Source organism: Paenibacillus sp. FSL H3-0310, assembly GCF_038002785.1.
Classification (GTDB): domain Bacteria; phylum Bacillota; class Bacilli; order Paenibacillales; family Paenibacillaceae; genus Paenibacillus_AQ; species Paenibacillus_AQ odorifer.
Genome location: NZ_JBBODC010000001.1, coordinates 4,240,058 through 4,252,558 on the forward strand (window position 1 = coordinate 4,240,058; position 12,501 = coordinate 4,252,558).

Here is a 12,501-nt window from a genome sequence, read left to right on the forward strand (position 1 = left end):
TTCACAGAAATCCTTAGAACACCCGCTTCTGATTCCGATCATCAATAATAATCTGCACCGCTTCCTTAAACCGTAATGCATGCACAATCTCCCGCTCCCGCAGGAACTTAAGGCTATCCTGCAGATCCACGTCATCCGTCATGTCAATCAGCCACTGATATGTAGCCCGGGCTTTTTCCTCAGCCGCAATGTCTTCATAAAGGTCTGCCAGCGGATCTCCCTTAGCTTGAATATAGGCTGCGGTGAATGGAACTCCGCTAGCATCCGTGTAGAACAAGGCATGATCATGCGCTACAAAATGTGGCCCTAATCCCGCTTCCTCTAATTCACATACCGAAGCATCCTTCGTCAGCTTGTAGATCATCGTGGCAATCATCTCAAGGTGAGCGAATTCCTCAGTAGAAATATCGTTCAACACGCCAATAACTTTATCTGGAATCGTGTATCTTTGATTCATATAGCGTAGTGCAGCGGCGAGCTCGCCATCTGCGCCTCCGTATTGCTCACTCAAATAACGCGCCATCCGGACATCACATTTACCCACCCGTACCGGATATTGCAGTTTTTTTTCGTATATCCACATTCGGGAACTTCCCTCCTCTAGAAAAATAGTTCCTTACGGTTATACTCCTCTTACACCTGCCAAGGCCAAGGGGGTTGATTCCATTCCCATGGACATTTAGAATAAGCGCGGCCAAAATTCTGCAGCGGACCATATAACTCCTGAAAATGATTCGCTAGCTTAGTTCGTTCCAGCGTAAGCTGATTAAATTGTTCAATACTTCTCAGATCGTCAGGATGCGTATTTAGATATAAGTTCAACTCCACTAAGGCAAAATCAAGGGTCTGCAACTGTTCAAGCAATTCATAATAACGTTGGTCGCAAGGATTTGCCTCCATAGTCTATTTTCCTCCTCCTTTGCACTTGGATTCATACGGACTAAATAGTGCTGGCCAGAGCGTTCCATACTTCAGAGCCTCCTGCAAACTAAACTGTGGCAAATCGGGCGGCTGAAAGGTGATAAATTGATTGGGTGGAACTACATACGTCTTGAACGGCACCGGTGGGCAAGGATCAAACGGGCCCCTAAAGGGGGTATACCTCCGCAGCTGTGATTCCATCTTTTTTGTACCTCCTTTGTTCCTGTTCCTTCTTTAAAGACTCTGAACATTACTCCCTTAGCTAACTTATGACAGCAGGACACAATATAAAACGTTATTCACAAAAAAAGCCCATTAGCAATTTTTTTTGTGCAATGTGCATGACAAATAAGCTGTCTCCGGAAAAGTACCGAAAACAGCTTATAACTTGGGTTTTTTAGTATTCAGCTTAGGGCTTCGCTCTTTTGAACGAATCTTCGTGGGTAATCTCAAGGATATCCAACATAAATACAAAGATAGGAATACCAAGAATAAGTCCCCAGACACCCATATAATGCTCAGAGAACAACAACACGCTAAAGGTGAAAAACATCGGCAAATTCATTTTTGTGGACATCAACTTAGGATTCAAGAAATAGCCTTCGATAAAATGCAACACCGCAATAATCGCCAGCACATATGTAACTGTTATCAGACCGCCGATGTTGTAACCAATTATTAAAAGCGGAATGAGCGAAATCAAAAAACCAACCAGCGGAATGAGACTGAGCAGAAAAATCAAAATCGCTAGGGCAAATAAATACGGGAAGTTAAGCAGCCACAAGCCAATAACAGTAAGACAGGTATTGAACATGGCAATGAGAATTTGCGCTTCAATTACTTTTCCAAAGGAAACGATGAATTTTCGGCTGAAATACTCCAGATCTATATAAAACCAGGCAATCCTGCTCTCTCTTATCCTAGAAGTGAAACTGACGACCCGGTTCTTCTCCAGAATAAACACAAAGCTTAAAATGGTTGATAGAACGAAAGTTGCACCCCAGTTGCTAACCTGCAGCACATAATCGATGCCTCTTTTGATATAGGACTGATAGTTAAGGTCCCTGAGCATATCATACAAATATAATGTAATCTTGTTCTGCGGAAGGTCCTCTGACTTGAGATTGGTGAGGAAGATGGCTAATTGCTTAATCTGCTCCAATACTTTAGGAAGATATTTTGCAAGGGCCAGTACAATCAATGCGATTAAAGCAAGGTATAAAATGACAATAATCACCTTACTGTTGACCTTCATGAATTTACCAATTCTTTTACTGAGCACAATCTGAAAGCTGTTCATGACAAAAGCAATCAGAAACGTCAGCAGTACCAGATTAAGCATCCCTCGAACCATGTACAGCAGCAACCCGATAAGTGCGAGAATAAAAAAGCGTCTGGTAGTACTATTCGCGTAGAATCGCTTGAATACATTCATTGATCTTGCTCCATTCAATTGCGATTAATAATGTTAAGCTTCAATGGCTATAAAAAGGAAAACTTAGCCCCCACAAAAAAGCCGATGGAAACAAAAAGGAGTGACCAGGTTAGCGCTCCTGCAGTCGTTATGAGTATATACTTTTTGAAAGACATAGCACTGATTCCAGAGATATAGCTCGATACATGCCTCAGACCTGGAATAAAATAAGCAATGAAAATCGCCCAGTTTCCGAACCGCAAAAACCATCTTTTCATACTGGCAAAACGCTTGGGTGTAAGGCCAACCCACTTGCCGAATTTAGCTACCACAGGTTGTCCTAGCCTTAAACCAATGGTATAGCTGATAAGCATTCCTGTGATGGATCCCATAAAACAAACCAATACGGAAAGTGAAAAATCCAAAACCATAACGGAGGATAAATAGCCTACAAACAGCATTAACACCTCATCAGGCACAGGAAGTCCGATAATCCCAAGTGCCATAAGGCCAAATATGGCAAAATATCCGTATTGTGAAATGAACTCTATAATCCAAGGCATGGGTGTATCACTTCCTGTTGAAGGATTTTTTAAGGGACGGAAATGGGATACGGCTGATCATCATTACGGACAGCAATGCCATTAATCCGATGACCAGTCCTGGTTTCATCCGTTCATCTAGTAAAGAAATCATCGACAGAATGACTCCAGCAGCAGTAATGGGCATCCCCACGAACCCTTTGGAAGGCGCCGACAGATTAAATCTGGCCAAACGAAGTGCGCCACAGATCAAAAAGAAAACTGCAGCTGCAGGTCCAATCCAGTGGGCATCTTCTAACCTATACAACAAGATAAGGAAGGTAGGCGCTAAACCAAATGATATAATATCCGCCAATGAGTCCAATTGTTTACCGAATTCACTAGTACATTGCAATATTCTTGCCAGTAATCCATCCAGTACATCACATATTGCCGCGAGCAATATCATTAATAAAGCTAGGCTATATCGTTCTTGAATCGTAAAATACAAGGATAGTGATCCTAGTCCCAAATTTCCGAGTGTGCACGTTGAAGGCAACCAGTTCAATTTCATACAATTTCACCCCTTTCATAGCAGTATTTCTGTTGATTCGGTTTAACCTTCAAAGGTCACAGTAAAGCTGACACCGTTCTCCGTATTTTTCACTGTATAAAGACAAGCGTGCATATCTAGTATTCGCTTTGCAATGGAAAGCCCCAGACCCGTACCGCCTGTCATTCGACTGCGGGATGGCTCCGACCGATAGAACCGTTCCCAGATCTGCTCCAGCTGATCTTCTGGGATTGATTCTCCTATATTTTGAATAGTGAATACAATAGTTTGGGCATGACTCTCAATATTGACGGTGATAGAACTTCTTTCTTCCGCATGCCTGATAGCATTGGTCATAAAATTTAGCATAACTTGTTCGATCCAGTTCACATCCGCATAGACCGGTAATTCATTCGCAGGAATAATGATGACCTCCAAATGTTTTTCACTCAGCAAGTGGACCAGCTTGTCTGTCACCTTTTCCGTCAGTTCACTTAACATAAAGGAAGATTTCCGTAGTTTAATCGTGCCCGACTCCAACCGCGCTAGATCTAGCATATTTTTAACAAGAAACTCCATTTTATCGGCTTCCTCAATAATCACCTTAATGTAGTGATCCTGCTTGCCGGCACTAACGCCGTCTTCCAAACCTTCAGCAAACCCTTTGATAATACTGAGGGGTGTCTTCAATTCATGGGAGGCGTTGGCAAAAAAGTCCTGCTGCATGATCTCCATTCTTTGCTTCTGCTCCATATCCTCAACTAGCTGCTGATTGGCCTCTCTTAACTCCCTTAAAGCAGAGTCCAGACTTAGTGATAAGGTGAACATGCTGTTAGAAAGGCTGCCTAGCTCATCCTTCTGCCGAATCGATGTGTCCCCTGTAAAGTCCAGAGAAACCATCCGTTTTGCTATCTTGTTTAACTTAATTAGCGGACGCGTTACCATTTTCGAGAAAAAGAGAGAAAGCACCAGAATCAGGACAAAGCCACCCATTCCCAGATATAAAAAGAACCAACGTAAGGCATCGTTCGAATCCTTAACTTCCTGTAATGAAGTGACTGTGAATAGTAATTCAATTTCTCCGTTACTTTGCTTCAGGGGCAGAATAACCACAGAATTGCGACTCCCACTCCAGGGAGCAACCCAGTCTTGCTTCTGTATTTTCAAATTTTTAAAGTCTTCTATCTGCGCTGGTGTCAAAGGAAACCATTCCTCAAGAGCCTCAAACAATATTCCCTGGCGGGGATTCCATATTTTTAAATCAGGCAGTACAACTTCTGCAACAGTACCAGATGCATGAATCGTCCCAGTCTCTCCCGTCTCCCCTATGGTTTCGCCCCCTTTTTTTGTAATGCTTATGGGGTAGAGTATAACGGGTGAAGCACTGTCTTCATCCAGAAGTTCGCCTTCCACGCTCAACTGATCATCTACTTTAATGTTTGCTGCTCTCAGTGAATCTCCGTACTGATTCATGAATAGGGATAAAGAAACAACCATACTCTTCCCGTCATCATCGATTAGCTTTATATGAAATGGATCTTCTGAATTCATCTTTCCATCCAGCTTCAAAATAACCATTTGTGTTTTATTCCGCAGCATAAACCGGACAAGCTCCTGAGAGGTTCGGGTGCTTCCCCATGGCTCGCTTATATATCTTGCCGCAAAGCTCTTAAGGTGTTTCTCCACGCGGTGCTCTTTTTGCTTCTGATAGAAATTGTCAAACAACAGCAATTGGCTTAGAATCACCATGCCATAGAAGCAAAGGAAAAAGATAACGGTCATCACAAACAGTTTAAAAGTAATTCCCCGTCTTCTCATGCCTCTTCCTCGAACATGTATCCTGTGCCAATTACCGTACGAATAAAACGTGATTCATAACCCAATTTACTTCGCAGCTTTTTGATATGACTGTCCACAACTCTGGAATCTCCTTCAAATTCAATTCCCCAGATCCGACTGAGGATCGTATCCCTTGAAATAACAATCCCTTTATTTCGTATTAAAAGCCATAAAAGATCATATTCCTTAGGGGTAAGCTCCACTTCCGCATCTTCTACCTCCAGCCGATGGGCCATGGTATTAAACATCGCGGAACCAAATTTTATTATGCTAGATTCAGGCTGATGAGTGCCTTCAACCCGTTTCATAAGTGCATTTGCCCGGGCTACTAGTACCTTTGGACTAAATGGTTTTGTAACATAATCATCGGCTCCTAATTCAAAACCGTAGATTTTGTCGTCATCTGTGGACTTGGCTGTTAACAAAATGATGGGTACCGCTGATTTTTCACGAACTTCACGGCACACTTCAAATCCATTCATAGCAGGCATCATGATATCCAAAATCAGCAGATCCGGCAGCAGTGAATCAAACCAAACCAATGCATCTCTTCCATTATCCGCCTCAAGTACCTCCCAATCATTCTGTAAGAAATAATCAGATACCAGTTCACGAATACGAATTTCATCCTCAACGAGAAGAAGTTTCTTTTTCAATCTAGACCCCGCTTTCAAACAATTAATAAACATTAGCATAGACGAGCGTTATGTCCTTTATGTGTCCACAAAAAACTCCTCCTGTCATGAGCCATACAGCTCTTGCAGGAGGAGTTCATTATATCCCTGATCAACCGGAACAATACGTTATAATTTTCAATAGGTTATTCTTTATCCTCATTCAGTTCTGCTGAGGTTTCTTCGTCCTCGACTCGTGGTTCCCGGTGGATATTAATTCTAGTGATACGCAATCTTGTTGATTCCTCGACTTCAAAAATAACATCTTCTACTTTGACACGTTTTCCTTTGGTTGGATTACCCTCCAGCTCCTTAAACAACCAGCCGCCGATGGAATCCACCTCATCGTCTTCAATCACAACACCCGTAAGATCGTTGACATCCTCAATCAGCATCCGGCCCTCAACAGAGATGTACTCCCCGTTATGTTCCACACTTGGACGCTCATCTTCGAACTCGTCATGCAGATCGCCTACGATTTCTTCCAGAATCTCTTCTGCTGTCAGCAAACCTGCTGTGCCGCCATATTCATCGACAACTAACGTCAGCTGAGCCTTATTCTTCTGCATAAAACGAAGAGTATGGCTGATTTCCATCGATTCCGGAACGTTAAGGATAGGCCGAACCAGAGTTGTAAGATCATTCTGTTGCTCCGGTGGAGCAAACAACAGGTCGGTAATATGAATAAAACCGATAATACGGTCCTTATCTTCCAGAGCAACCGGATAACGCGAATGTCTCGTTTCGGTAATAATCTTCATATTTTCTTCTAACGAAAGATTGCTGTAAAGCACATCCATATCTGTACGAGGCAGCATGACTTCACGTGCAAGCAGATCTGAGAATTCAAAGATATTATCCATTAGTTTCATTTCATCTTTGTCAATGACACCACTCTTGGCGCTCTGATTCATCAGAATACGTATTTCCTCTTCCGAGTGTGCTGCTTCACTTTCATTTGCAGGCTCCACACCGACTAACCGAAGCAACGCGTTGGCTGAAGCGTTCAGCACCCAGATAAAAGGCATGAACACATTATAGAAGAACATCAGGGGTGCAGATAACAACAGTGCCGAACCTTCTGTTCTTTGAATCGCGAGCGATTTAGGAGCAAGCTCCCCAAGTACAATATGTAAAAATGTAATGATCGAAAATCCAATAATCACAGATACGGTAGAAATCAGGGTATGATCGGTGATCCCCATCTGGTACATTAAAGGTTCGACCAACAGCTCAGAAATCGCGGGCTCTCCAACCCAACCTAAGCCCAGCGACGCAAGTGTTATCCCAAACTGAGTGGCGGATAAATAGGAATCCAGTCTCTTATTTACTTTCAGAGCATATCCAGCCATTTTATTACCTTCACTGACAAGTTGGGTCAGGCGGGACTGCCTGACCTTAACTAATGAAAATTCCGCTGCTACAAAAATACCGTTCAATAATACGAGCACCAGAACCAGCAAAAGATTAAGCAATAATCTCCCTACTTCAAATTCCGTATGCACCACTTAACAACGCCTCATTTCTACAGATTGATCGCTTTTCTAGTTTTGAAGTCAACTTCCGGATAATACATATCAGCCACTAACAGATTAGGTCCGCAGCAGCCTGCTGCATCGCAGTGGCAGTTCACCTTTTGGTTCAGCGGGTGTTTAGTCTGCCAATCGATAAATATATCATCCAGCTTTTGGTTCTCGATGTTGCCAAAGGCTGCGATATCAGCGAAATCTGTAACAAAAACATCGCCAGTAAACATGTTTACGTTCACTCGGTTCCGGCCATCCGGATCATTGCGAAGGGTAACATTCTTCTCGGCGCGCATTCTGCTTATCAGCTTCTGATCTTCTTCCAGGAAGCTGCAAGCAAAAAACGGAAGGGTCCCAAACAGCATCCAAATCTCCGGATCACGGGTATCCAGTAGTTTATGGATTGCCGTCCGCATTTCATTCAAGGACAACACTGGCAAAGCCGAAGCAAAACTGGAGTTGTACATAGGATGTACCTCATGCCGTTTGGCGCCCATATCGAGAATCAACTTATGAATTTCAGGCAGCTTAGTATGTGTACGGTAATTAATCATAGTTTCCGCAGAAATTAGCATACCATCCTCACTTAGCCGTCGAGAATTCTCAATCATTGCATTATATAACCGATATGCACTTTCTTTTGAAACTGCATGCCCGCTGTTGGCAAAACCAACTTCATGAAAATCGTCTCCGTTCACATAATTAAAAGAAATATGCATAACGTCCAAATACGGAAGCAGCTTTTCATATCGAGCATACGGCATCGTCAGATTAGAATTAATTTGCGATCTAATCCCCCGCTCTTTGGCATACTTTAAGAGCGGCACTATGATATTATCCACCGTTCCAGCCAAGAACATAGGCTCTCCGCCGGTAATACTAATCGTCTCCAGATGCTCTACCTCATCTAAACGGTCCAACATATTTTTAAGCGGCAGCATATCCCCTTCTCTAGAGGTTAAACTATCACCTACCGCACAGTGTTCACACCGCATATTACATAAATTGGTTACTGTGAATTCCACACTCGTTAGCACATGGCGTCCATGCTTACGTAAAGAAGTAATGGGATCCCACGGATCGTAGCTTGGCGACAGCTCCTTCGGTGAAGATGTTAATGGTCTTAAAACATTCATTTGTACTAGCTCCTTTAAATCTTATTCCTATTATTAACCCATAATCATGAAGATTGAACGGTGTCTTATCCTATATCATACCACGTTAGTCAGAAAAACTGCACTTCGGATGTCTTTCAGACTGTCCTTACAAGCTTTTTCACTGTAAAAAATAATAGCAGCGAGACGAAAAATAGGCTTCCGCGAGTTATGCGGACAAGCCTAATCTTCTCTCTTCGCTGCTATGATAAATATTTTGGCGTTCCCACAGAATCGCCTTGATCTGCGACGTCAACGATAACAACGGAGAGGGCTTTTCCTAGATCCCTTTCGAACGGTACGACTTTTTCTCCTTCAGGCCCTGTAAGCACACGTACAATCGGTCTGTGAGGCGTACTTGGGTCTATTTTGACAACAACTCCACTTTCCCCCGTACTGAGCTTCACCGTAAGACCAAGAGGATAGATAGCCACACGATCTCTAAATAACTCTAGCTGCTTCTGCTCATACAATGTACCAGAACCTACATAAAGCGCCTCAACGGCTTGATGTGGCAGCATAGCCTTTTTGTAGACCCGGTTGGAGGTCATGGCATCGTAGGAATCAGCCACGCCCAACCATTTGGCATATTCATGAATTTGAGGCCCTTTTAATCCCCGCGGATATCCGGATCCGTCAATGCGTTCATGATGCTGAAGCGCACAATGAGCCGCGAGCAGCGGGATATTCGGTTCTTCCTTGAGAATCTGATACCCGATCTCGGTGTGTGCCTGCATATGGCGAAATTCATCTTCACTGAGCTTACCGGGTTTTTGAATGATTTTTATCGGGACTTGGGTCTTGCCAATATCATGCAGCAGCGCACCCAGACCAATCACTCGAAGCTCCTCTTTGCTGTACCCATGCGCAATGCCAAGCACCAAAGTGTACAAGCAGACATTCAGGGAATGGACGTACAAGTAGTTATCAGCGGTGTGCATATCAAGCAGCATGATCATCGGATCTTCTTGTAAAGACAAATCATCCAGGATGCTATCCATGATCTTTGAGAATTTTTTATCCAGATGGTAGAATCCCTTGCTTATTCCTGAAGCGCCTGTCATTTGCTGAAACTGATTACGAATCACCTTCAGTGCCTGATTACGTGTCTCATCTTGAAGCATACCTATAATCTCAACATCGTCCGTGACAGAGTCCTCTATGTAAATATAACCGATGTCAATTCTTGAAAGCCTCTTGATCAATGCATCAGTAAGCTCCACCCCATCCGCGAGGAGAGTTAGACCTTCATCATTATATATTTTTTTACCTAATTTCATGCCTGCTTGAAGCTGATTCACGGATACTAAACGCACTTAGCTCACTCCTGCCTTTAACGGTAAAATGCTATTCTGTTTTGAAATCCTTGGGTCACACGCTTTGTCTATACCGTTTATGTAGAGATCAGACAGGTGCACCATGAAGAACATCGGGTGTGTCTAGGTCTTTGCCTATGGGCATTAACGCATAATAAACAACCAGAATATAGCAGCAAGAATAAATCTGTAGATCGCGAAATGCGTCAATCTAATCTTTTGAATCAATTTCATAAACAAAATAACCACTACATAAGCCACTACAAAAGAAATCAGAAATCCAATTACAAAATAGCCAATCGTCTCACTAGTGAAGTTCTTATAAGAATCCAACATTTCATATCCGGAAGCCGCACACATAATAGGAATGGCTATAAGGAAGGAAAAATCCGCAGATGCTTTATAACTAACCCCACTTAACATCCCTCCGGAGATCGTAGATCCCGAACGGGAAAATCCTGGCCACAGCACTGAAATAATCTGATACATCCCGATAGCCAGCGCCTGTCCGTAAGAAAGATCGTCCAGCTCATGCGCTGTAATTCTAATTTTGCGTCTGTTTACCCATTCTGCGATAATCATTAGAATCCCGCCGGCGACAAGCGCCCAAAGAACAGTCGTGGCTCCAAAGAGACTTTTTATAAAATCGCGGGCAAAAAATGCCACAGCTAGTGCTGGGGCAATCCCAAGTATTACATGGATTAAGTTCAAACGAGACGCCGGCATCACACCGCCTCTTCCTGAGTTCTTACGCCCAATGCCCAGCAAATTAAGCACACGCTCGCGGTAAACAAGCGCAATCGCCAATATTGCCCCTAGCTGAATAACGATTTCATAAGTCTTCATAATCGAATCCTGCTCATCAAAGCCCAGAAGCTTCGAGGTCAAGATCATGTGTCCTGTAGAAGAAACAGGAATAAATTCAGTGATCCCTTCGACAATTGCTAAAATAATAGCTGTAATCGTGTCCATAATCTCCTCCTATTTTTCGGGAATCTAGCACTGTTTAAATGGAATCAAAAAGTATATCTTGTGAGCTGCAGGTTTACTCAGACTTGATCTCCCACCGAGTGAGCATGCATTCATCAAGACTGTCCGGACGCTGCAATTCCATCCCAAGCAGGTCGCGTAAAAAATGAGGCAGCAAAAATACAGGATCCTTCCCATTGGCGATCGTCTCATAGCCTGCACGGAAAGTAAACATGTCCAGCGTACCAACATTATACTCTTTATCATCCTCCAGCGGGTTTCCTTCGACAAAAACTGCAATATTGTTATCATACGGTATCTTCTGCGGATCGTACAAGATTTTTATCCCATCTACTGCTAAGCTGCCCAGATAATTCCCGCGAAAGCCATACCCAAAAATCACCTTATTATAAAATTCTTCAGTAAGACTCTGCTCCAAAGCTATGCGAATATCTAGGCCTTTCAGCTTGATTACGCAGGTGTTAATGGGAGAAGGACATAGGGCGTGCAGCATTCCCGCTGTAACCTCCCCTTCAGGCAAAGGTCCTAGAAGCTGGCCTGTGTTAACTATCGACAAACTAGTGCCTGTAAATCTACGTACAGCTTGGGCTAAAAGATTGCCAAAAGGGGATTCTCCCTGCAAAATCAAAGGAAGCTCACGATCTGTGATCGCAACGGTCTGCTGAAGAGCCTCACGACCACGCTCCAAATGAATAGTAGCGGCAGGACCTACAATCTCTTCCTTCAGTCCTGGGTCAATCGGAATACATTCACCCGCCACCAGGCTAAATCCAGGTTGTCCCTCTCTCCGCTCGAATTGAAGCCGCCCGAGGTAACGCCCGAATTTCCCGGCTCCACATACAGCTGTTCCGTTAATCATGAGCGGTTCTTCCAGCATATGATGTGTATGTCCACCTAGAATAGCATGCACACCTTCCAGCCGCTCTGCCAGAATTCGATCTGCGGGAAGCCCCAAATGAGAAAGGATGATTAGAATGTCCACCTGAGGAGCTAGAAGAAGGCATTGTTCCCGAAGGGTTGTCTCGGGATCCAGAGCATCCCAGCCCAGCAAGGAATAAAACGAAGTAAATGCCGCTGTCGCTCCAGTCACTCCTATTCTGATTCCGTCCTTCTCCAAGATGGCATGACGCTTCATCCAGTGGGGAGGTTCCCCTGTTGCAGTCTCCACAAAATTACAGCATACCACTGGACACTGTAACCCGGAGAAAATAGAGGATAACATCTCCTGTGAGAATGTTAACCCCTCATTATTACCGATGGTTACAGCATCATATCCTGTTAAATTAAGTACATCAATGTTAGCCTGACCCATAGTTCCTTCTGTCTCGACGGCTGCACGATCCATATGATCGCCAATATCCAGCAGCAGCACAGGCTCTTCTCCCGCTGCAGCTCTTTGTCTCTCGATTTCTGCTGCCAATGGACTCACCATTTCGAAATGGCTATGTATATCATTGGTATGAAGTATGGTCAGTCTTTGCGGCACATGCCCCATTAGCAACATTCCTCCTACCTGTTGAGCCGCTCTTTAATGAAGCAGCCGATGCATGATCTTATAGAGCCTAGCATAACATTTTCAGGCTCATTATGGTA

13 protein-coding genes are annotated in these 12,501 nt (G+C 43.7%); all 13 read right to left on the reverse strand.

Going from position 1 to position 12,501, the window contains the following annotated elements; all coding sequences use genetic code 11:
* Positions 1-13 precede the first annotated feature (13 nt).
* Positions 14-583 carry a manganese catalase family protein gene (locus tag MHH63_RS19295; RefSeq protein WP_036684067.1) on the reverse strand — a complete coding sequence of 190 codons (570 nt, stop codon included), beginning with the start codon at positions 581-583 and terminating at the stop codon, positions 14-16.
* Between the two features lie 50 nt (positions 584-633).
* A complete protein-coding gene (locus MHH63_RS19300) occupies positions 634-900 on the reverse strand; it encodes a spore coat protein CotJB (protein ID WP_036684069.1) in 267 nt (88 codons plus the stop codon).
* A 3-nt stretch (positions 901-903) separates the two neighbouring features.
* Complete coding sequence (locus tag MHH63_RS19305; RefSeq protein ID WP_036684070.1) at positions 904-1,122, reverse strand: spore coat associated protein CotJA; 219 nt, start codon at positions 1,120-1,122, stop codon at positions 904-906.
* A gap of 208 nt (positions 1,123-1,330) precedes the next feature.
* The gene (locus tag MHH63_RS19310) at positions 1,331-2,356 is read right to left on the reverse strand and encodes an AI-2E family transporter (RefSeq protein WP_341171966.1); all 1,026 of its coding nucleotides are present in this window, start codon (positions 2,354-2,356) and stop codon (positions 1,331-1,333) included.
* 47 nt (positions 2,357-2,403) lie between these two features.
* On the reverse strand, positions 2,404-2,898 hold the full coding sequence (locus MHH63_RS19315; RefSeq protein ID WP_341171967.1) for a DedA family protein: 495 nt from the start codon (positions 2,896-2,898) through the stop codon (positions 2,404-2,406).
* A gap of 7 nt (positions 2,899-2,905) precedes the next feature.
* Complete coding sequence (gene pssA / locus MHH63_RS19320) at positions 2,906-3,430, reverse strand: CDP-diacylglycerol--serine O-phosphatidyltransferase (RefSeq protein WP_036684073.1); 525 nt, start codon at positions 3,428-3,430, stop codon at positions 2,906-2,908.
* Between the two features lie 42 nt (positions 3,431-3,472).
* Complete coding sequence (locus MHH63_RS19325; RefSeq protein ID WP_341171968.1) at positions 3,473-5,227, reverse strand: sensor histidine kinase; 1,755 nt, start codon at positions 5,225-5,227, stop codon at positions 3,473-3,475.
* Complete coding sequence (locus MHH63_RS19330) at positions 5,224-5,904, reverse strand: response regulator transcription factor (RefSeq protein WP_076187095.1); 681 nt, start codon at positions 5,902-5,904, stop codon at positions 5,224-5,226. Before MHH63_RS19330 ends, MHH63_RS19325 begins: the two co-directional genes overlap by 4 nt.
* A 164-nt stretch (positions 5,905-6,068) precedes the next feature.
* A complete protein-coding gene (locus tag MHH63_RS19335; RefSeq protein WP_076125129.1) occupies positions 6,069-7,427 on the reverse strand; it encodes a hemolysin family protein in 1,359 nt (452 codons plus the stop codon).
* 20 nt (positions 7,428-7,447) lie between these two features.
* Positions 7,448-8,584: a radical SAM/CxCxxxxC motif protein YfkAB gene (yfkAB, locus tag MHH63_RS19340; RefSeq protein WP_036684078.1), complete on the reverse strand. Its 1,137-nt coding sequence runs from the start codon at positions 8,582-8,584 to the stop codon at positions 7,448-7,450.
* Between the two features lie 221 nt (positions 8,585-8,805).
* Positions 8,806-9,918 carry an HD-GYP domain-containing protein gene (locus MHH63_RS19345; RefSeq protein ID WP_076187093.1) on the reverse strand — a complete coding sequence of 371 codons (1,113 nt, stop codon included), beginning with the start codon at positions 9,916-9,918 and terminating at the stop codon, positions 8,806-8,808.
* Between the two features lie 144 nt (positions 9,919-10,062).
* The gene (locus MHH63_RS19350) at positions 10,063-10,890 is read right to left on the reverse strand and encodes an undecaprenyl-diphosphate phosphatase (RefSeq protein WP_076124791.1); all 828 of its coding nucleotides are present in this window, start codon (positions 10,888-10,890) and stop codon (positions 10,063-10,065) included.
* Positions 10,891-10,963: 73 nt separating this feature from the next.
* Complete coding sequence (locus MHH63_RS19355) at positions 10,964-12,403, reverse strand: bifunctional metallophosphatase/5'-nucleotidase (protein ID WP_341171969.1); 1,440 nt, start codon at positions 12,401-12,403, stop codon at positions 10,964-10,966.
* Positions 12,404-12,501 lie beyond the last annotated feature (98 nt).

Bases quoted from the DNA above. Each gene is read 5' to 3' on its own strand.
- MHH63_RS19295 (WP_036684067.1), bottom strand. From the start codon at position 583: ATGTGGATATACGAAAAAAAACTGCAATATCCGGTACGGGTGGGTAAA.
- MHH63_RS19300 (WP_036684069.1), bottom strand. From the start codon at position 900: ATGGAGGCAAATCCTTGCGACCAACGTTATTATGAATTGCTTGAACAG.
- MHH63_RS19305 (WP_036684070.1), bottom strand. From the start codon at position 1,122: ATGGAATCACAGCTGCGGAGGTATACCCCCTTTAGGGGCCCGTTTGAT.
- MHH63_RS19310 (WP_341171966.1), bottom strand. From the start codon at position 2,356: ATGAATGTATTCAAGCGATTCTACGCGAATAGTACTACCAGACGCTTT.
- MHH63_RS19315 (WP_341171967.1), bottom strand. From the start codon at position 2,898: ATGCCTTGGATTATAGAGTTCATTTCACAATACGGATATTTTGCCATA.
- pssA (WP_036684073.1), bottom strand. From the start codon at position 3,430: ATGAAATTGAACTGGTTGCCTTCAACGTGCACACTCGGAAATTTGGGA.
- MHH63_RS19325 (WP_341171968.1), bottom strand. From the start codon at position 5,227: ATGAGAAGACGGGGAATTACTTTTAAACTGTTTGTGATGACCGTTATC.
- yfkAB (WP_036684078.1), bottom strand. From the start codon at position 8,584: ATGAATGTTTTAAGACCATTAACATCTTCACCGAAGGAGCTGTCGCCA.
- MHH63_RS19350 (WP_076124791.1), bottom strand. From the start codon at position 10,890: ATGGACACGATTACAGCTATTATTTTAGCAATTGTCGAAGGGATCACT.
- MHH63_RS19355 (WP_341171969.1), bottom strand. From the start codon at position 12,403: ATGGGGCATGTGCCGCAAAGACTGACCATACTTCATACCAATGATATA.